Genomic DNA, 20,632 nt, shown 5'->3' on the forward strand with positions numbered 1-20,632 from the left:
AGCTTTGGATCAGACGGTCATCACGATTTCTGGGCCTGGGCGGGCAGTTCCGCCACCAGACGCAGGGAAATCGACAGCTCGTCGAGTTGGAAATGCGGCCGCAGGAACGCCACGGCCCGGAACACGCCAGGACGACCCGGCACTTCGGCAACCTGCACCGATGCTTCCCGCAGGGGGAATTGCGCTTTCTGCTCCTGGTTCGCGTTGTCGTCCAGCAGCACGTACTGCGAGACCCAGCGGTTCAGGAAACTCTCGACCGATTGCGCGGACGCAAAACTGCCGATCTTGTCGCGCATCATGGCCTTCAGGTAATGGGCCACGCGCGACACCGAAAAGATGTACTGCAACTGCGCCGACAGCACCGCGTTGGCATTGGCGCTGTCGGTGTTGTACTTCTTGGCCTTCTGCACCGATTGCGCGCCGAAGAACGCCGCGTAGTCGGAGTTCTTGCAGTGCACCAGCGGGATCAGGCCCAGGTCGCTCAGTTCCTTCTCGCGCCGGTCGGTGATGGCGATTTCGGTGGGACACTTGAGCGCGATCTCGCCATCGTCGGTCTTGAAGGTGTGGGTCGGCAGGTTCTCGACCAGGCCGCCGCCTTCGACGCCGCGGATCGCCGCGCACCAGCCGAAGTCGGCAAAGGCCGCGGTCAGGCGTGCGCCGAAGGCCCAGGCGGCGTTGCACCACAGGTACTTGGCATGGTCGGTGCCGTCGACGTCCTCGACGAAATTGAAGCCTTCCACCGAGGTGCCCTCTTTCGGGTCGTACGGCAGGCGGCCCAGGAAGCGCGGCATGGTCAGGCCGACGTAGCGCGAGTCCTCGGAGTCGCGGAAGCTGCGCCACTTGGTGTATTCGACCGTGTCGAACACCTTGGCCAGGTCGCGCGGGCGGCCCAGGTCGGCGAAGCTGTCCAGGCCCAGCAGCTCGGGCGAGGCCGAGGCGATGAACGGCGCGTGCGAGGCCGCGGCCACGTGCGACATCTGCTCGATGAAGTACATGTCCTCGGGCTGGCGGGTGATCTCGAAGTTGCCCAGCAGCGCGCCAAAGGGCGAGCCGCCGAAGGTGCCGAATTCTTCCTCGTAGACCTTCTTGAACATCAGGCTCTGGTCGAAGTCGATGGCGGTCTGGAAGTCGCGCACCAGGTCGCGCTTGGTGACGTTGAGCACCTTGATCTTGAGCATCGGCCCGGTATTGCTTTCCTGGCACAGGTAATGCAGGCCGCGCCAGGTGCTTTCGAGCTTCTGGAACTCGGCGCCGTGCATGACTTCGCTGAGCTGGGCCGAGATCAGGCGGTCCAGCTCAGCCACGCGGGCGTCGAGCATGGCCGACAGATTGTCCGACACCACCACGGTGCCCTTCATGACTTCGCGCGCCAGTTCGCCGATCAGGTCCTTGGCGCGATCGTGTTCGGCAGTGGATTTGGCCACCCGGCTCTGCTCGACGATCTGGTCGAGCAGGCCCGAGTCGGCGGCGGCCGGGGCGGCCGCGTTCTGCGCGGCGGCGGAATTACTCATTGCTGCCTCCCTTGCCGTCCTTGCCGGCTTCGCTGGTCAGTTGCTGCAGTTTTTCCGTGCTGCTGAGCACTTCGCCCAGCAGGTCTTCCAGCTTGTCGTTGCCGGCCAGCTTGTTGCGCAGGTCGGCCAACTTGGTGCGGATCTCCAGCAATTCCTTGAGCGGTTCGATCTGCTGCACCACGGCCTCGGGGCGGAAGTCCTCGATCGAGCGGAACTTCAGGTCGACGCCGAAGGTGCCGCCCTCGTCGGTCAGGCGGTTCTTCACGCGGTACGCGGCGCGCGGCTCGAGGCCGCGCATCACGTCGTCGAAGTTGTCGACGTCGATATTGACGAACTTGCGGTCCTTCAGGCGCGGCAGCTCGGCTTCCGACTGCGCGCTGAAGTCGCCCACCACACCCACGACGAAGGGCAGTTCCTTCTGCTCGATCGCGTCGCCCTTCTCGACGTCATAGGTCAACTGGACGCGCGGCGGGCGTACTTTCTGGAGTCTTTTCTGAACGCTTTCTTTCTTAGCCATGGGGGCTCCAAGCGGATGCGTATTGACGAAGGCGAGCGGTCCCGGCCAGCCGGGTCCGGCGGGCCGATCAGGGTTTGAGGAGATTGCCGAACGGATCCGGCGCGCGGCCCGCGGGAGGGGCAGAAGTCTGGGCCGGCGGCGTGGCGCCGCCGGATTGAGCCGGCTTGGCCGCGGCGCCGGCGTTGGCGGCCGGCGTGCCGGCCGAAGGGGTCACCGCCGTACCGGTGGCGGGGGTGCCCGCGGCGGGCGTGCCCGTGGCGGCTGCGCTGTCGTTGCGCGGCTTGGGCGGCGGGCGCGTGCCGCCGCCGCGCGGCGGCTTGCGGCCCTCGGGGAACAGCACGTCCTGGCCCAGCGTTTCACGCATGGCGGCGGCCAGCGCCACCGCGTCGCTGCGGGCGTTGCCGGCCAGCAGCGCGTCGGCGCGCAGGTCGGCCAATGATTGCATGGCGACTCGCAGGCCGCCCACGGCGCGCACGGTCTTGGCGGTGAAGTCGTTCGAGTCGCGATTCAGCGCTTCGTCGGCGGCAACGATCGCTTCCCCGTATTTCTGCTCATCGAAGCGGATCTTGGCGATGTACGACCAGGGTTCGCCGCGCGACGGGTTGCGCTGCGCGATCTCCTGGAATTGGGCCACGGCCTCGTCGCCCCCCTTGTTGGCCAGCGTCTCGGTGGCCTGGGTGATCGACTGCTTGTATTCAGCGTCCGTCTGGGGCTTGTTGGTGGTGGCACAACCGGCCATTAACGCCACCATGCCACCTATGAGGAAATACCGGGAAAGTTGCATTTTTTGGGCACGTGTCTGATGTAACCAAGGGCCGCGTATTTCAACAACTTTTTGTTAGTACACCACTACAGAGGATTACGTCATGTAACTTGCGTCGAAATGTCGTGCAACGTGCCGTCATCTGTATGTTGTCGCAATCATCCGGTATAAAGAGCCATGTCAAAACATCTCAATTTATCGCGATGCTTGGCGGCCACGATGCTCATCGCGGCAGTGCCCGTCATTAATGGTTGTGCGGCGGTTTCCGCCCTTGGCGCGGTCGCCGGAATCACCGGCACGGCGCTCGATGCGGCGGGCCTGAAAAAGGACCCGAATGCGCCCACCGATGTGAAATTGGCGATACACGCCGGAGAAAATTTGAATGCGAGCAGCGGCCAGCCAACCGCCGTCGTTACGAAAGCATACTATTTGAAGAATGCCGAGGCATTTCAGCGCGCGCCGCTCACTCAATTGGTTGATACTGCGCAGGAAAAGGCGGCATTGGGCGACAGTCTCATCGCGTCGCGCGAAATCACCCTGACGCCAGGCCAGCGTTTCGAGAACGTCGAAAAGGTGCCGAAAGGCGCCGCGTACATCGCCGTTGCCGCCTTGTTTTACGCGCCCGCGCCGCAGCGCTGGAAATACGTGTTCGAGGTCAAGGAAGTCGAAGACACCGGCATCGTCCTGGGCGCGCATGCCTGCGCCATGACGGTCGCCACCGGCAAGATCGTGCTGCCGCCGGGCATGCCCGCGTTCGATCCGTCCCGGCTCGGTTCCCTGCAATGCCCGAACTGATTCCGGCGCGAGCCGCGCGTGTTCACCGCAACGTCCTCTTCATATATATAGATAGTCAATAACGAGAGCCCGCCAACGTGAGTTATTCAGCGAAGATCCTGTGGGGAGAGGGCCTGTTCCTGCGGCCCCAGCATTTTCAGCGCCAGGACGCCTACCATGAGACCCGCCTGGCGGAAATGAGCCGCGCGCTGCATCCGTATTCGTGGGGCCTGCGCGCCGCGCGTTTCGACGCCGCCGCGCTCGCCAATGGCATGTTGCGCGCCACCGAACTGTCGGCGATCTTCCCCGACGGCGAAATCTACAACGCGCCGCACAACGACGACCTGCCGCCCGCCGTGGCGCTGGACGGGCTGGACGGCGCCAGCGAGGCCGTGTTCTACCTGGCCCTGCATCCGATGAAGGACATCGGCGGCAACTACCGCGACGCGCAGCAGGCGCAGGGATTCGATGCCCGCTACGCGCACCAGGACAGCCCCGCTCCCGACCTCTACACCAATGCCAGCACCGCCGAGCTGGCGTTCCTGCGCAAGAACGTGCGGCTGCTGTCCGAACACGAGCCGCGCGATGCGCTGCTGACGATCCCGGTGGCGCGCGTGCGCCGCACGGCCAGCGCCGGTTACGAGCTGGACACCGGCTTCATCGCGCCCAGCCTCACGGTGCAGGCCTGCGGCGCGCTGTTCGAGCAGTTGCGCCGCCTGCTGGACGCGCTGCAGGCCAAGGTCAATGCGCTGTACGGTTTCCATCGCGAGCCGAACAAGAACATCATCGAGTTCCGCTCGGGCGACGTGGCCTCGTTCTGGCTGCTGCACACCGCCAACGAAGCCTATTCGGCGCTGTCGCACCTGTTCCACAACCCGCAGCTGCATCCGGAACGCCTGTTCCAGGAGATGCTGCGGCTGGCCGGCGCGCTGATGACGTTCTCTAAGGTGCACACGCTGGCCGACCTGCCGGTGTATCGCCACGAGCAACCCGGCGCGGCCTTCGCGCAGCTCGACACGATCCTGCGCGACCTGCTCGACACCGTGATCTCGACGCGCTACTTCTCCATCGTGCTGGAAGAGCTGCGCCCCTCGTTCCACGTGGGCCGCCTCGATTCCGACAAACTCGACGAGACCACCGCGCTGTACCTGTCGGTGTCCGCGGCGACGCCAGCCAGCGAGCTGGCCGAAACGGTGCCGCTGCGCTTCAAGGTCGGCGCGCCGGACGATGTCGAGAAGCTGGTGCTGTCGGCCATGCCGGGCGTGCAACTGGCCTACACGCCACAGGTGCCGCCGGCCGTGCCGGTCAAGCCGGGCGCCTGCTATTTCACCCTGCAGACGCGCGGCTCGCTGTACGACCGCATGCTGCAGGCGCGCAGCATTGCCATCTACGCGCCGTCCGGCATACCCGAGCTGAAACTGGACCTGATCGCCGTCACCCGCTGACGCGCGCCCTGTCCGCCCCTTCCCGACGCCACCCCGACATCCACTGACAGAGCCCGCCATGAACACCGCCGCGCCCTCTCTGATGCCCGCCGCCTCGCTCCCGCCGCGCGCCGCCGATTTCTACGGATCGCGCCCCGCCAAGTCACTGCTGGACCTGCTGTACGACGGCTTCCTGATGCTGTTCCTGCTCAAGAGCGGGCAGGAACCGGCCAGCGCCGCGTCGTTCTCGGCGCGGGTGCAGCAGTTCCTGGCGGACTTCGAGCGCAGCGCCAAGAAGCTCGACATACCGGCCGAGGACGTCTACGCCACCAAGTATGCGTTCTGCGCGGCGGTCGACGAAACCGTGCTGAATTCGGGCTTCTCGATCCGCGACGCCTGGATGCTGCAACCGCTGCAACTGACGCTGTTCGGCGAGCAGCTGGCCGGCGAGAACTTTTTCTCGCGCCTGGAGGACCTGCGCGCCCAGGGCGCGCCGCGGCTGCAATCGCTGGAGGTGTTCTACATGTGCCTGCTGCTGGGCTTCCAGGGCAAGTACATGATCGAGGGCCAGGAAAAGCTGGGCTACCTGACCGCGCGCCTGGGCGACGAGATCGCGCTGCTGCGCGGCAAGCGCGCCGGCTTCGCGCCGCACTGGCCGCTGCCGGACAAGATCGCCCACACGCTCAAGCGCGACGTGCCGCTGTGGAGCATCGGCGCGCTGTTCGCATTGCTGGGCCTGCTGGCCTACCTGGGCATGGCGCATTTCCTGAACGGCGACATGCAGACGGCCATGGCGCCGTATCACGACATCGTCAAGCTCGGCCCGCGCGCCGCCCACCTGACCATCTCGCTGCCCTGACGGCACACGCACACCGCCACGCACCATGATCGATCGTTCCTCCCCGCCCGCGGGCTACAGCAGTCTGGATGTCGCCGTGCTGTCCCAGAACGCCCGCCTGCTGCAAGTCGAAACGCCTTTGGGCGAAGCGCTCGTCGTCGAACGCCTGCGCCTGCGCGAAGGCGTTTCGGAACTGTTCGCGCTGACCCTGGACTGCCTGTCCGCGTCGGCCGAGCTGGACGTCGAACCGCTGCTGGGCAAGGAGATCAGCGTCAGTCTGCTGCTGGCCGACGGCGGACGGCGGCGCTGGCATGCGGTGGTGGAAGGCGTGGACGCGCTCGGCGCCGACGGCGGGCTGGCGCGTTACCGCCTGCACGCCGCGCCCTGGCTGGCCACGCTGCGGCTGCGGCGCGACAGCTTCGTGTTCCAGGACAAGTCGGTCACCGATATCCTGACCGACGTGTTCGCGGACTACCCGCTGGCCGCGTTCGCCTTCGACATCGCCGAACCGCTGGCGCCGCGCCCGGTGCGCACCCAGTACCGGGAAACCGACCTGGACTTCGTGCTGCGGCTGATGGCCGAGGCCGGGCTGAGCTTCCGCTTCGACCACCAGCAGGGTGACAGCAAGGCCGACGGCGGCGGCGCGCGCCACCGCCTGGTGGTGTTCGATGCCCGCGCCGCGCAGCCGGCCAACCCCGCCGCCTCGCTGCGTTTTCATCGCAGCGACGCCACCGAATCCGAAGACAGCGTCACGCGCTTCGGCGCGGCGCGCGAGGTCCGCGCCAACGCCGTCACCCGCGTCGCCTGGAACGACCGGACGCTGCTGGCGCACGGCGCCCATGCCGAATCGGCGCTGGACGCCGGCGCGCTGCCGCCGCTGGAAGACTACGACTACGACGGACACGGCCGCCACCCGGACGACGCCGCGGCCGAACAGCTCGCCAACCGCGGGCTGCAGGCGCACGAGGCGCGCGCGCTGCGCTTCGAGGGCGGCGGCAGCGCCCGCCAGATGATGCCGGGCCACGTCTTCGCGCTGACCCAGCACGACCGCTACGCGCAAGGTGCGGGCGCGGCGGGCGACGAGCTGGGCGGCAACCGCTACACGCTGCTGTGGGTCGAGCACGAGGCCGCCAACAACCTGGGCAGCCAGGCCGCCCAGGCGCTGGCCGCCCCCGACCTGGAGCATGGCGCCTACCGCAACGACTTCACTGCCCAGCCGGCCGCCGCGGCGCTGCTGCCCGCCTGGCGAGCCCGGCCGACGGCGCCCGAGGGCGTGACCGCCCTGGTGGTGACGGCGCAGGATGCCAGCATCACGACCGGCCGCGACCTGCGCGTCAAGGTGCAGTTCCCGTGGCAACGCGGCGAGCGGCCGCTGCCGGGCGGCCTGCGCCACCGCAGCCACGGCGACGACGCCGGCAACGCGCCGGGCGACGATCGCTCCGGCACCTGGCTGCGCGTGGCCGGCGCCCAGGCCGGCCCCAACTGGGGCGCGCATCACCTGCCGCGCCAGGGCACCGAAGTCGTGGTGGAATTCCTCGACGGCGACATCGACCAGCCCGTGGTGGTGGCGCAGCTCTACAACGACAGCGACCTGCCGCCATGGAGCGCGGGCGTGGATGGCCAGGCCAATCATCCCGGCACGCTCAGCGGCTGGCATAGCCAGGGCCTGGACGGCCAGGGCCACAGCCAGTGGCTGTTCGACGACACCGCCGGCCAGGTGCGCACGCGCCTGTCGAGCTCCATCGCCGCCTCGCAGCTGGGATTGGGCTATCTGGTCAAGCAGTCCGCCGATGACGCATCGCGCGGCGAATGGCGCGGCAGCGGTTTCGAGCTGCGCTCGGACGCCTGGACCGTCGTGCGCTCGGGCCAGGGCATGCTGCTGTCGGCCAACGCCCGCGAGGGCGCGCGCTCGACCCAGGCCGATGCACAGGAGGCCCTGGCGCTGCTGCGGGGCGCGCGCAACGCGGCGGGCCGCATCAACGACGCCGCCACCCAGCGCCAGGCGCGGCCGCTGGCGGCCAACGAGCAATACGATGCCCTGATCAAGGCGGTCGATCCCAAGGCCGACGGCCGCTATCCCGGCAGCGTCGGCGGCCAGCAGGCGGTCAAGGCCGCCGGCGGCGAGCGTGGCGGCAGCGATCCGGTCGAGCGCATCGACGGGGCCCGGATGCTGATCGACGCGCCTTCGTCGATGAACCTGGCGACACCGGCCTCGGCCGTGCTGCACGCCAGCGAAAACCTGCACGTCACCGCCCAGGCCGATGGCCACATCGCCGCGCGCCAGACCTTCGCCAGCGCTTCCGGCCGCTCGACCAGCCTGTTCGTGCAGGATGGCGGCCTGCGCGCCATCGCCGCCAACGCGCCGGTATCGCTGCAGGCCCATACCGACATGCTCGAAATGCTGGCCGGGCAGGACATCACCATCACCTCCACCACCGACAGCATCGAGATCCTGGCCAACCAGCGCATCACCCTGCAGGCGGCCGGCGGCGCCATCGTGATGGACGGCGGCGACATTGTCTTCAAGGGGCCGGGCATGTTCTCGGTCAAAGGCGCCTCGCACAACCTGATCGGCCCGGCCAGCGACGCGGCCGCCCTGCCGGCCCTGCCCTCGAGCCAGGTGGGCGATCCGATGCTGGTGACGGCGGAACTGGTGCACCGGCCGAACGCGCTGCTGCAAGCCCTGAATGGCTCCGGCCAGGCGCTCAACGCCGCGGGCGCGGCCGATGCCGCGGCAACGGGCGCCGCGCTCCCGGCGGCGGGCACCGCGACGGGCGGCGGCTCCATGCTGGGCGGCCTGGGCGCCACCCTGGCCAGCGGCGCAACGGCCGTCTCCAGCGGATTGCAGAGCGCGACGCAGACCGCGTCCGGCATGGTGGACAAGGCCAAATCCATGGCCAACGCCGCGCTCAAGCCGGTCCAGGACCTGGGCGCGATGGCGGGCAAGGCCATGGGCTCGGTGACCGAGGCCGGCTCGGGCCTGGTGTCCGGCGCCGCCGCCAGAGCCGGCGGCATGGCGCAATCGGCGCTGGGATCGGCAACGCCCTCATTGATGGGCGGCGCCACGCCTTCGTTGATGGGCGGCGCGCTTGCCAGCGCGGCGCCGATGCCCGCCGGCTTGGCCGATGCGGCCGGCGCGGTATCGCAGGCCGGCCCGATGGCGGACCAGGCCACCGCGATGGCCTCGCAAGCCGCCGCATTGAGCGGCAAGGCCGCCGGCATGCTGTCCGGCGCTTCCGGCGCGAGCGCCGCGGCGAGCACGGCCGGCGCAGCCTCCGGCGCGGCGGCATCGTCGCCGGGCGTGGCGGCGCAGGCGGCCGGCATGGCGTCGTCGGCCACCGGCGTGGCCGCGCAGGCCGCCGGCGCCATGGGCAATGCTTCGGCCGCCTCCGCGCTGTCGGCGGCCTCGGGCCTGACGGCCGCGGGCGGCGGCGGTGTCGGCGCGGCCATCGGGCCGGTAATGACGCAGGCCATGGGCGCCCTGGGCGACCGCGGCGCCGCGCTGGGTTCCGCGGTGAACACCCTGCTGTCGATGCCCGACGTCAACCAGGGCAACCTGCCGGCGGTGGCCGGCGCCATCCTCGGCACGCCCGGCCTGACCGATTCGGCGGTGCCCACGGTGGTGGGCGCCATCCTGCAATCGCCCAGCATTTCCAGCGTCACCTTGCCCAAGGTGGCCGAGACCATCATGAACATCCCGGCGGTGGCCAACTCGCCCTATCCGGGCCTGGCCAAGCGGGTGATGGAAGCGGCGGGCATCAGCCTGCCGGGAACCGCCGCGCGGCCGGCCGGCCAGGACGCCGGCGCGACGCCGGACCCGGCCCCGACCTCAGCCACGCCGTCGGCCTACCGGGCCCGCAACGGCGCCAAACTGCAATACGTCAACCTGACGGAGCCTTCCGAACGCTGGAACGACGGCCAGGCGCTCAACAGCCTGGATCGCCAGACCAACAAGCCCAAGATCCATGTGAAATTCAATAAGGCCGGCCAGCACCGCTTCACCGTAAAGGTCAGCCCGCGCCCCGGCAACGCCGTGTATTCGGCGCGCGAACAGAGCCGCCAACCCCTGTACCGCGAACCCACCCAGCGCACGTACAGCTACGTCACGGACGCCGATGGCACCAAGACCGTCGACGACATCGCGCTGCCGGCCGCCGGCCTGAACACCTACCTGTTCGAAGTGATCAACGACAAGAACCAGATCATCTCGACCGAAGTGGTTGAAACCGTCCGGCGCCTGTATCTGCAGGAAATCATGCTGCCCGGCCCGGAAGCGCTGCCGCGTCCGCACGGCTTCCAGCCGACCGCCACCGAGTACGCCCGCCATGGCGTCGACGTGCTGCAATTGCCGCCGGTGAGCACTCCCGGCGATGCCAATTCCGACGTCTTCACCGAAGACGGCGAGGCGCGCCTGCGCCAACTGGCCGGCTCGGTCTATCCCCGTTCGCAGGGCCCCTCGCACGCGCCCTACACCATCGTGGTCTGCCACGTCGACCGGCTGGCGTCGATGCTGCCCGTGCAGCCGATCTACGTGCAGGCCAGCGCCGGCCCCGGCGCGCCCGACAAGGAAGTCCAGTTCGTCAGCGCCGACGGCAACGTCAGCTTCCTCTGGCACAACATCGAGCCGAATGTCGACTGGTTCCTGGAATGCCTGTTCGAATACACCGACCCGGCCGCGGGGGTGCGGCGCGTGCCTGTCGCGCGCGACCGCTTGACGCCGCTGCCCTACGATCCGGCCGAGCCCAAGGCCTGCCATGCCGTCAATATCCGCCTGGCCGGGCTGCTGCCGATACCGGCCACCGGCAGGTTGATCCTGCGCGTGCGGCTCATGGAAAGCGCCGCCGCCGGCGCGGCCTTCTACGACACCAACCTGCTGTGCGTCGCGGCCCTGTCGCCCTTCGAGCCGGTCACCATGAACTACCAGCAGGAAACGCTGGTGCACGAGATCGGCCACTTGATCGGCATGGTTCCCAGCGGCCCGGAATGGGCCCAGGCCCATCCGGACGAAGCCGACATGGATTCGTCCAGGCTCGACAAGGGCCCGTTCTTCTATTCCCAGTTCGGCAACCATTGCCACTTCGGCCTGCCCGCCAGCCAGGCCGATCCCAGCCACACCGGCGCCTGCGTCATGTTCGGCGGCGACTGCCAGAGCATCCGCTATTGCGTCCATTGCGCCAAGGCCGTGCGTAAAGTGGACATGTCCAATGGCTGGCCGTCGTTCTGACGGCCGGCGCCGACTGGCGCCGGCCCTGGCCCTGCTGCTCGCGGCCGCGCTGGCCGCCGCGCCCGCGTCGGCGCGGACCGTGGGCGGTCCGCGCGCTCCCTCCCAATCCGCTACCCAGACCGCTTCCATGAATACCGACTGGATCGACCCGCCCGCCTTCGCCACCGCGCCCATCGGCACCGTGCGCGACCATGCCTGCATCCCGCCCAACCAGGGCAGCGACGACCAACTGAACATCGCCGCGCCCGCCCGCGTGCGGCCGCAGGCATCGGGCGCCTTGGTGATTCCCGTCTGCGCCCAAGGCATCATCCCGGTTTCGCAAGACCAGAAGCTGCCGCGCTTTGTGGCGGTCGACACGCTGACCGGCAAGACCTACGAAGGCGTGGCCTACGAGTACAAGCGCCGCAGCCCGCCGCCGGGCGTCGAGGTCGACGAGATCGCCAGCTCGCGCCCGCCCAAGGGCATCCCGATCAGCCCGGGCATCAGCGTGGGCACGCAGTTCAGCACCGACCTGGCGGCGCAGGTGGGGCTGCCGAAGGAGCCGGCGAAGTACGAGGTGTATATCGAGTCCAACGGCGTGCGGTCGAACACCGTGACGATCGAGGTGCAGGCGGCGCCATGACCGCGCCCGCCAGACGCTACGGCTAGAGGTCGCCCTCGACCTTACGGCCGGGCCGGCGCCAACCCGTCCAGGTTCGCCCGCATCTGCTCCACGCGCGCCGCCGAGGCGGTGTCGGTCTTCATCTTGGCCTCCTCGGCCTTGAAATCGGTCTTGCCGAAGATGTCCTTGTCGCGCGTGCGGAAGTACAGCGTGGTGCTGGCCAGCAGGTGATCGGGCCAGCTGCTCAACATGGCGTCGTGCACCAGGAAGTCGAACAGCGCCATCACTTTGGGCGGCAGCGGATTCTTGCCGGCGCTGGCCTCGCGCCACACGTTCAGCAGCCGCTGCTCGGTGGCGCGCCTGGCCTTCATGTCGGCGAACGGATCCTTGGGCTTGTCTGCCTCGGTGAGCGTGCCGCCACCGCGGGTGATGAGCTCGTTGCGCATGTTCTGCATGTCGAGCTGGTCCTGCTCCATCCGCTCGATGGCCCGCACCGTATTCGGATTGTTGCGGCGGAATTCTTCCTTGTGGCGCTCCATGGCGGCGTCCTGGCGCTCCGCGTCCTCCAGCGCCCGGTACTCTTCCTCCAGGCGCTGCCACAGCGGCTTGAAGCGCTGCGGCGGCAGCTCGCCACGACTGGCCACGGCTCGATCCCAGCGTTCGTTCTTGAGCGCCTCCAGTTCCTTCAGGCGGGCCGTGTTCTCCGGCTTGGCCTGCTCTTCCCTGGACAGCCCCAGCACGCGGCGGTACTCCTCGATATAGGCCTTCTCGGGCGTATAGAAGTCGCGGTCCTGGATCCACTTCTCGGCGGGATCGGACAGCTCGCTCTTGAATACCGGATCCTGGTAGCGCACGGCCAGCCAGCGCAGGAACACTTCCATGTGCGGCATGAAGTCCACGCCCGGCTCGTACTTGACCACGCCGCGATACGCCTCGACCAGCTCGGTGATGCGGTAGCTCTGGCCACCGTCCTGGATGGACATGCCCATGCTGAACTTGGCGTACGTCAGCGGGCGCTTGTCGAACAATTGCTCCATGCTGTAGAAACCCACGCCGTGGCACAGGCCGAGGTTCAGCATGTCGCGCAGCGGCACCCGCGACAGTTCCGCGCGCGAGCCCAGCGACCCCTCGGGGCTGACCCCGGTGACGTCGCCGCTGGATCCCGGATAGAGATACTGTTCGCCCCGAGTCTTCTCCAGGCTGTCCAGGCGCTGGTTGGCGCGCAACTCCTGGGCGGCGGCGAAATGCACGCATTTGTCGACCGCGCCCGGCACCGTCAGGGTACGATCCTTGTGCGTCTGCTTGAGCAGATCGGTGAAAGGCAGAAAGCCCAGGAACGTGTTCTCGTCCATGATCGAGGACACTGAATCCAGCAGCCCCAGGAAGCGGATGCGGATCTCGGCCTCGCGCGCGCCGTTCTTGCCCGGAAACACCAGGTCCTTGTCGTGGCGCCGGCGGTACTTCTTGACCACGTCGTTGATGAACTGGCGCGCCATGACCCCGCCGCGGTCGCCGCCGAACACCGAAATCTCGATCCGCCGCACGTTGTTCATCTCGGCGCTGACGGCTTCATGCGTTGCGCGCAGTTGGCGCAGCGCGGCGTCCACCCGCACGTCGACCCCGGTGCCCATCAGGTAGGCCACGGTCTCGTTGTCGCGAATGACGGGCACGCCTTCCAGCGCGGTGCTCTTGGCCACTTCCTTGGCCGCCGTCCAGCCCACCTTCAGCGGGTTCTTCTTGAAGCCGGCCCAGAACCCACGCACGGTGCCCTTGGCACGGTTGGCCAGGCGTTCCGGATCCCAGGCATTCCAGATTCGCACGACCTTGTCGGGCAAGGTCTTGACGTCTTTCACCACGTCCTTGTACGCCTTGACCATAGGCTGGAATGACCCCTCCTTGATCATCTTCTGCGTGGCGCTGCGCAGGCGCTTCAAGGCATCCGTCTCGGGGATCTCGTCGGTACGGGTAATGTTCTTGACCGCGCTCTTGGCATTGTTGGCCGCTTCGCTGAGGATCTTCCGGCCGGCGACGGTCGCGCCGTAGATGAGATCATCGTTCTTGGCGTCCTCGTTGAGCTCGGTGCCCAGGCCGGAATAGTAGAACCTGAACCAATACTGGTTCACGGGACGGTCTTCATCGTCGTGGGCATAGTGCGCTTCCCAGAGCCGGCAGACGTTCGAATAGAACGTGGGGTGCTGGCTGTCCACATCCCGGCTGCGGCCGAAGCCGTCGAAAAAGAACCCGATGCGGATCACGGCGCCGCACTCCTGGCAATCCTGCCTGGGATAGGCGGCCTCGCTTTCGGCCATTTTCTTCAGAACGCTGGCGGGGGTGCGATCCACCGGCGGCAGGCTGTCAGCCATTCTTGTCTCCTGGCGCGGTTCCCGTGGCTTTCAGGTGCGCGATCTTTTCGGCCGGCAGGGCCTGCACGGCCTTGGCGAAGTCCCCGGCTTGCCGGCCGGATCTGGCCAGCAGCGCCGCGATGTCGGGATCGGCGTCGAAATTCGATGCCACCGTGAAGTAGAGGAACATGTATTGCTGCATGTCCTGCCTGTCTTCGATTCGGTATTTGGTCCAGGCCGTCCTGGCCACTTTGGCCACCACCCGACGCACTTCGGCGCTGCTGCGGTAATCGCCCAGGGCGTCGCGATGCTGGGCGTACAGCCAGCGCGTGACCTCCACGATGGGGATGCGCACCTGCCCCAGCAACTTGCGGCTCAGCGCCAACTCCATGTGCTCGTCGGGATAGATATGCAATTCCAGGTACAGCGGGCCGTCGCCCGGCGGGATCTCGGCCGCCGGGAAATGCACTGGCGTCTCTTTGTTGAAGATCACCTGTTCCAGCTTGCCGTCGAACATGTGCTGGCGGACTTCCTCGCCGTCCGCGCCGCGCCAGGCCACCTTGAAATCGGTGCCCTTGAGGCTGTAGCAGCAGGTCACCGAGCCCTCGCCGCCTCCCGCACCGATGGAACCGGTGGCGGCCGAACTTCCGTGGGTATCGGTGATCTGGACGCGGTCCAGGTCCCAGGGCGTGTAGTTGTACGCCACGAACGACAGCCCCTGATAACTGGGCTCGCCATTGCATCCCGCCAACATCCCCAGCCACAGCAGCAGGACGACCAAGCCCTTACGCATGCAACACTCCCTGTTCCGCTTCCCGTTCCTGTTCCGCCCGCAGCAGCGCATCCCACACCGCGTCGGGCACGTGTGCCAGCGCCTGCGACAACCCCTCGCCCTGGAAGTCCCGCAGCGCCGGCGCGATCGCCTCGTGTTCGTCAAAGCGCGGGGAAATGGTGATGCCCCACGCCACGTAGTCCAGCATGTCGCGCTCGCTCTCGATACCGTAGGCCCGCGCCCGCGCCATCTGTTCGGCCACGCGCGCCACCAGTTCGTCCTGCCGCAGTTCGCCGCCCAGCACGCCCAGGTAGATGCGGCGGATCTGCACGGCCAGCTTGTCCGGATAGTCCAGGTCCAGCAGCGCCTGGTGCTGCGCCAGCGTGAACGGCTGCTGCCGCGGCGCATCGGCGGCGGGCCGCTGGCCCGGGCCGGCCCACTGCGCCATGGTGCCGTCGCGGCGCGCGTAGCGCAGCAGATTGAACGGCGCCAGGAAGCGCGCGCGCTCGGACGGCGTCCAGACCTGGAAGGCGCGGTCGAGGATGCGGCTGTCGTACAGGTGCAGGTAATACTCGCGGCCGTCAGGCAAGCCGTATTCGCCGTGATAGGCGAAATGCGCCATCAGTTCGGCCAGCGGCAAGGGCGACACGAGATGCGTCAGCGCGTACGCGCCGCCCTCGGCCTGGTGCAGCCGCTTGAGCAGCCGCAGCAATTCCGAGGTCCGCGGCTGCGACGGGCCGCGCCACAATTCGAAGCGGCTCAGGTCATCGACCTCGATCAGCAACGGCGCGATGTCTTCGTAGATCGCCAGCTCGGTGCCGACCCAGATCGACCCAAAGCTGAGGTCCGCGCTGGCCCGGATCGGGCCGGCCAGTTCGGCGTGGCCGCGCAAGTCCACCAGCAGGTAGGTGTTCAAGCTGGCGCCGCCGGCGGCCAGTTCGCCGGCCTGCGCCAGCGTGTCGTTGAGACGGGATTCCCAATCCATCATGCCGCGCCCCTCACGCCTTGTCGGTGATGGACTGCACGCCATCCTGCGCGTCCAGCACGCACTGCTTGCAGACGGTGAATTGCGGGAAGGCGTAAGGCAGCCGGTCCGGTCCGGCGAACTGCTTGTTGCCGGTCTTGACGTCGATGCGGCCCGGCGCGGTGACGGTGATGTTGCCGCCTTCGAGCACGATGCTGGCGCCCGCCGCCGTGGCAATGCGGATGCGCTTGGGCGCGGCATACTCCACCGCGCTCTGGGCGCTGCCGATCTTCAGGTCCTGCTGCGCCTGCACGCGCAGGATGTCGTGCTGCGCCTGGATGTCGACGTTGCCCTTGGCCGAGATCAGGTCCAGGCCCGATTCCGCGCCGCCCTGCTGCAGGCCGGCCACGATGCCCAGGCCCTGGCCGGTATGCAGGCGCAAGGCGCCCATCACCGCCAGGTTCTGGTCCTTGCCCGCGGACCAGTGCACCGCCTCGCCGGCGGTGTACTGTAAATGCTGGCCGGCGACCTGCGCCAGGCCGGCGCGCGCCGCCATCAGCACCACCGGGTCGGTGGCATGCGGCACCTTGCCCTGCGCCGCGGCGGTGTGCTTGGCCGACGCGTCGCCGCGCGCCCCGCCCAGGCTCTCGCCCGCCACGGTGCCGGAGACCGCGCGGTGCATCGCCGCCAACGGCGCCTTGTCGCCATCGAGCACGCTGGCGCCGGGGCCGCGCGTGCCCTGCACCGTCGCCAGCCGCAGGCCCTGGTGCGCGCCCACCACGCCATCGAGCGAACGCGCCATCTGGTCGGTCTGGCCGGCCAGCGCCTGCACCCCGGCGGCGTCGCCGATGGCGCTGGCGTTGGCGCCGGTGGCGCTATAGGTGCTCAGCAGCACGCCGGCGCCGCCGCGCACCGCGCCATAGCCGTCGGTGCGCAATTCCGCGCCCAGGCCGCGCAGGCCGCCGCGATAGTTGCCGGCCTGGTGGATCAGGTGGCCCAGGTTCAGCTCGCTGGCCTGCTCGCTGCTCTTGATCTGCATGCGCAGCTGGCCGTCGGTATCGTCGAACACGATCTGGTTGTAGCCGGAGCCGCCGAATTCCTTGCTCTTGAAGCCGCTCAACGCGGCCGCGTTGCGGTGGTTCTCGTCGCCGCCGGCCGCGCCATGCCAGGCCGGCGCATTGCCGGACGCCAGGTTGGCCTGCGCGCTGGGCGCGCCATCGCGGGCCGCGGCGTAGACCTGCGTGTCGGCCTTGGCGCCCTGGCGGCCGCCGGGCGTGGCCGGCGTGCCGCCTTCGCCGCGGCCGTTGTACAACGCGCCCACGACGATGGGCTGGTCGATGTCGTCGTCCAGGAAACGCACCAGCACTTCCTGGCCGATGCGCGGCACGAAACTGATGCCCATGCCGGCGCCCGACTGGCGCTGCGCCACCCGTACCCAGCGGCTGCGGGCTTCGCCATCGGCGCCGCTCCCTTGCCAATGGAAGCGGATGCGCACGTCGCCGCGCTTGTTGCGCAGGATCTCGTCCTGCTCCTTCGGCTGGGTGCCGCCTTCGGCATCCGTCACGACGGCGGTATGCACGCCGTGCACCGAGGGCGCGCCCGCCAACCGCGCGCCGCGGGCGCTTGGCAACGGCGGCCGCCAGGGGCGGTCGCAGCGCACGGCCTCGAAACGGTTGGCATAGCCGACCTCGCGCGCCTTGGCCAGCACCGCCGGGTCCACGCGCAGCGACACGGCTTCATGCGGTTCGGCGCCCGGCGCGGCCAGCGCGTCGCCGTCCAGCACCAGGTGCGCATCCAGCCCTCCCAGGCGCTGGGCCAGCGAGGCCCGCGTCTCGGGCGGCAGGTTGTTGATGCCCGCGTGTTCGACGCGATCGAGCGCGAACTCCGGTTCGAAGCCGCCTTCCCCGGCCGGCCCCAGCGGCGACAGATCCCGCAACGTAAAACGCGTGCCGGAACGGAAGGTGCGCACCACCCCCAGGCCGACGAAGGTCTCGGCCCGGGCGCGCAGGGCTTCGGTCGCCAGATTGGCCTGGCGCCGCGCCTGCGCTTCATCGGCGAAACCACCGTGGCCGGCGACCTCGTACCAATCCAGCCCCGCGGCGTCGTCCTGGCCGCTGGCCGGATTGACCAGCGCCTGCGCCGCCACCGCGCGCTTGCCGCTGTCGTGCCAGCCCAGCACGGTGATGCTGTCGGGCACGCGGCGGCGCTGGCGCGCCAGCATCTGCACGGTGTCGCGCGACTCGGTCGCGGCGGCCCGCTGGAAGCGGATGCCGCCGCCGGCGGACTCGGCGTCTTCGGCCAGGCCGCGGCTGTCGGCGAACAACTGCACCACGTGGCGCGCCGGCACGCCGGCGTCTTCCAGCACGGTCCAGCCCAGGCCGGCCTCGGCCAGCAGGCGGGCAATGAAGTCGTAGTCGGTCTCGCGGTACTGCGTGGTGTAGGGACGCGGCGCCAGGTCGGCCAGCGCCGCCTCCACGTCGCCGGCGACGCGGTAGACATACCCTTCGTAGCCGTCCAGCACATGGCGCACGATGTCCAGCACGGGCTTGGCCTCGAACACGCGGCTGGCGCGCCGCTGCGTGGCCAGCCACAGCCATGGCACCACCGTCAGCCGGTAGCGCGCCAGGCCGGCGTCGCCGGACAGCAATTCCGCTTCGCGGACGACGCCGCTGCGCCCGGCGCGGCTGCCGTCGGCGCGGGTGGTCCACAGCGTGACGGGCCGCGAGATCATGTCCTGCAAGGACAGGCCGGCGTTGTCGGACAGCGCCACCACGCGCCATTGCCCCACGCCCGAGAGCGCTTCGCGCGCGACCCAGCCTTCCACCTGCAACGACGCGAGCGCGCCCTCGCCCTGCAGGCCGTAAAGGCGGGCATCGGAATTGAACAGGCCGGTGTTCGCGGTCGGATCCATTGCGGGAAAACCTAGGTCAGGCGCGCTCACGGCTCGATGTGAGCTTGCGCATTGGGACATTCCGGAGCAGTGCCCCAGTGGCCCGCGCAAACGCGCAGGCGGCATTGTTCGCTTTCAAGAAAGCCAAGCTTGCGGCATTCCGCCAGGCGCGCCGACAGCGGCGACCCCGGCAGCTCGCGGATGAAGATACCGTCGGTCTTGTAGACCTTCGTGCCCGGCGGCGACGCGGGCGGCAGGCCATACGACATCAGGGTCGCCAGCAGGGCGGCGTCGCTGTCGTTGCGGGGCGCCGCCTTGCCGCGCGCCGGCGCGGTCTTCGAAGTAGCGGCCGGCGTGGCCGCCGCGGCCGGGCCGGGGGCCTTGGCGGTGGCCGCGCGCGGCGTGGCGGAGGCAGGCTTGGGCGGGGCCGCCGTCACCGCCAGCGCGGCCAGCGGGTTGGGCACGTCCGCCTCGGACGGGCGGGTCAGTTGCGCCAACGGATGATCGTCGATGATGGCCGCGGCATTCGAGGGCGCGGCATCGGCATTCGCGGGCATGCTCGCGCGCGGCGCTGCCGGCATACCGGCAGCGCCCGCGTTGGCGGCGGGCGCCTGGGTCTGAGTCTGGGTCTGAGGCTGGGATGGGCGCGGCGCGTCGCCATCCACGCGCGCCACCACCACCGGCAATTGCGCCGTGTCATACACCGCCCACAGTCCCGCGCCGGCGGCGCCCAGGAACAGCAGCAGCAACACCAGCAGCGGCGTCCTGGAACGTTGCCGGACAGGCAGGTGCTTGACCTCGGCATCGGGCACGCGGCCTTCGAGCGAGGCAAGAATGCGCGACGACTGCGGCTCATCCACGGCGGATGAACGCCCCGCCAGCAAGCTGGGAATGGCGGGCGGAGGTCGCGATTTTTTTTCGTCTTCTGCCATGCGAGGTTCCGTGTCGGCAGGGGCTTGGTCGGCCCCTATTAACCAAGGTGATCGAGAATACCCGATGACATCTTTTAGATCACGGCATCTTGTTACGATTCCTAAAGCATCGACGCTGTCTGCAACGCCCTGGCGCTTGCCTCAATCACGAATAGAACAAAAGATTACGCCTTCGTGATTGAGGGATACCGTTGCTACTTCTACTGCCCCTATATTTTCTGCTCGCGATCGGCGTCTCCGCGCTGCTGGTGTTCCCGTCTTTCAGGGCCGGGACCGCGCGGGGCGCGCGCGCGTTCGCACAGGGAATACGCCGCCGCGTGGCGCGCGGCGCGGGGCAGGCGGGCGGCGTGGTGGGCGGCTCGGCGCAAGTGGTGCGCGCCGGCGTCGGCAAGGCCGGCAACACGTTTTCGGCGTACCGCTGGCAGATCGCCGCCGGGCTCGCGGTGGTGCTGCTTCCGTCCCTTTTCGCTTTCGTCATGCGACACAATCACACATTTATTTACGAGGATCGGATGGCCGGTCCGGACCCGCGCATCCAGGCGCTGTTGACGGGCGAACGGCTGGTCCCGCCGCCACCGCTGCCGCCCGAAGTGTTCACCACGCGCGAGGTGGAACTGGTGCGTCCCAACCTGGGCGGCGCCAGCCGCGACTGGAATCTGCTGGACGCCGACTACCGTCAGCGTCTGCTGGCGGCCTACCGCGTGATGCGCGAAGAACATGGCTATGAAATGGTGTTGATCGAGGGCTACCGCAGCCCCGAGCGCCAGGAGGAATTGGCGAGCAAAGGCTCGCACGTGACCAACGCCGGCGCCTACCAGAGCTATCACCAGTACGGGCTGGCCGCCGACAGCGCGTTCCTGCGCGACGGCAAGGTGGTGGTCTCCGAGAAGGACCCGTGGGCCATGCGCGGCTACGAGCTGTTCGGCGAAACCGCCGAACGCGTCGGCCTGACCTGGGGCGGACGCTGGAAGCTGATGGACTTCGGCCACACCGAGCTGCGCCGCCCGGGCGTCATGCGCCGCGATACGGGGGCCGCGCAATGATCCGATCATCTTGCGCCGCTACCCTGCCCCTCACGCT

General features: G+C 68.7%; 14 protein-coding genes. 6 read left to right on the forward strand and 8 right to left on the reverse strand.

What is annotated here, in order from left to right; translation table 11 throughout:
* Positions 1 to 20: 20 nt before the first annotated feature.
* The 3 genes from tssC to AT699_RS16135 form a co-directional block, all read right to left on the reverse strand.
* Positions 21 to 1,511 (reverse strand): type VI secretion system contractile sheath large subunit, encoded by a 1,491-nt coding sequence (tssC, locus tag AT699_RS16125; RefSeq protein WP_020928026.1) that lies wholly within the window; start codon positions 1,509 to 1,511, stop codon positions 21 to 23.
* A complete protein-coding gene (gene tssB / locus AT699_RS16130; protein WP_006384072.1) occupies positions 1,504 to 2,028 on the reverse strand; it encodes a type VI secretion system contractile sheath small subunit in 525 nt (174 codons plus the stop codon). Before tssB ends, tssC begins: the two co-directional genes overlap by 8 nt.
* A gap of 67 nt (positions 2,029 to 2,095) precedes the next feature.
* Entirely contained in the window at positions 2,096 to 2,812 is a 717-nt protein-coding gene (locus AT699_RS16135; protein ID WP_232254223.1) for an outer membrane protein assembly factor BamD, read from the reverse strand.
* Between the two features lie 156 nt (positions 2,813 to 2,968).
* On the opposite strand from AT699_RS16135, the gene tssJ reads away from it, so the two are divergent.
* From tssJ to AT699_RS16160, 5 genes are all read left to right on the forward strand, one after another.
* The gene (gene tssJ, locus AT699_RS16140) at positions 2,969 to 3,586 is read left to right on the forward strand and encodes a type VI secretion system lipoprotein TssJ (protein WP_223308493.1); all 618 of its coding nucleotides are present in this window, start codon (positions 2,969 to 2,971) and stop codon (positions 3,584 to 3,586) included.
* Between the two features lie 77 nt (positions 3,587 to 3,663).
* The gene (tssK, locus tag AT699_RS16145) at positions 3,664 to 5,010 is read left to right on the forward strand and encodes a type VI secretion system baseplate subunit TssK (RefSeq protein WP_024069115.1); all 1,347 of its coding nucleotides are present in this window, start codon (positions 3,664 to 3,666) and stop codon (positions 5,008 to 5,010) included.
* Between the two features lie 58 nt (positions 5,011 to 5,068).
* A complete protein-coding gene (gene icmH, locus AT699_RS16150) occupies positions 5,069 to 5,848 on the forward strand; it encodes a type IVB secretion system protein IcmH/DotU (RefSeq protein WP_024069116.1) in 780 nt (259 codons plus the stop codon).
* Between the two features lie 25 nt (positions 5,849 to 5,873).
* Positions 5,874 to 11,051, forward strand: coding sequence for a type VI secretion system Vgr family protein (locus tag AT699_RS30985; RefSeq protein ID WP_081247871.1), 5,178 nt, complete (start codon positions 5,874 to 5,876; stop codon positions 11,049 to 11,051).
* On the forward strand, positions 11,032 to 11,673 hold the full coding sequence (locus AT699_RS16160) for a hypothetical protein (RefSeq protein ID WP_024069118.1): 642 nt from the start codon (positions 11,032 to 11,034) through the stop codon (positions 11,671 to 11,673). The genes AT699_RS30985 and AT699_RS16160 overlap by 20 nt, the downstream gene beginning before the upstream one ends.
* 41 nt (positions 11,674 to 11,714) lie before the next feature.
* On the opposite strand, the gene AT699_RS16165 is transcribed toward AT699_RS16160, so the two are convergent.
* The 5 genes from AT699_RS16165 to AT699_RS16185 are packed head-to-tail and all read right to left on the reverse strand — an operon-like array spanning position 11,715 to position 19,552.
* On the reverse strand, positions 11,715 to 14,015 hold the full coding sequence (locus AT699_RS16165; protein ID WP_024069119.1) for a DUF2235 domain-containing protein: 2,301 nt from the start codon (positions 14,013 to 14,015) through the stop codon (positions 11,715 to 11,717).
* Positions 14,008 to 14,787 carry a DUF3304 domain-containing protein gene (locus tag AT699_RS16170; RefSeq protein WP_006384062.1) on the reverse strand — a complete coding sequence of 260 codons (780 nt, stop codon included), beginning with the start codon at positions 14,785 to 14,787 and terminating at the stop codon, positions 14,008 to 14,010. Before AT699_RS16170 ends, AT699_RS16165 begins: the two co-directional genes overlap by 8 nt.
* A complete protein-coding gene (locus AT699_RS16175; protein ID WP_024069121.1) occupies positions 14,780 to 15,754 on the reverse strand; it encodes a DUF4123 domain-containing protein in 975 nt (324 codons plus the stop codon). Before AT699_RS16175 ends, AT699_RS16170 begins: the two co-directional genes overlap by 8 nt.
* Positions 15,755 to 15,764: 10 nt before the next feature.
* Positions 15,765 to 18,641, reverse strand: a complete 2,877-nt coding sequence (locus AT699_RS16180; protein WP_024069122.1) for a type VI secretion system Vgr family protein — start codon at positions 18,639 to 18,641, stop codon at positions 15,765 to 15,767.
* A gap of 26 nt (positions 18,642 to 18,667) precedes the next feature.
* Positions 18,668 to 19,552: a hypothetical protein gene (locus AT699_RS16185; protein ID WP_024069123.1), complete on the reverse strand. Its 885-nt coding sequence runs from the start codon at positions 19,550 to 19,552 to the stop codon at positions 18,668 to 18,670.
* Between the two features lie 191 nt (positions 19,553 to 19,743).
* Between AT699_RS16185 and AT699_RS16190 the strand changes: the two genes are divergently transcribed.
* Complete coding sequence (locus AT699_RS16190) at positions 19,744 to 20,595, forward strand: M15 family metallopeptidase (RefSeq protein WP_026382340.1); 852 nt, start codon at positions 19,744 to 19,746, stop codon at positions 20,593 to 20,595.
* Positions 20,596 to 20,632: the final 37 nt, after the last annotated feature.

Origin of the sequence: Achromobacter xylosoxidans (genome assembly GCF_001457475.1) — a bacterium.
GTDB classification, from domain to species: domain Bacteria; phylum Pseudomonadota; class Gammaproteobacteria; order Burkholderiales; family Burkholderiaceae_B; genus Achromobacter; species Achromobacter xylosoxidans.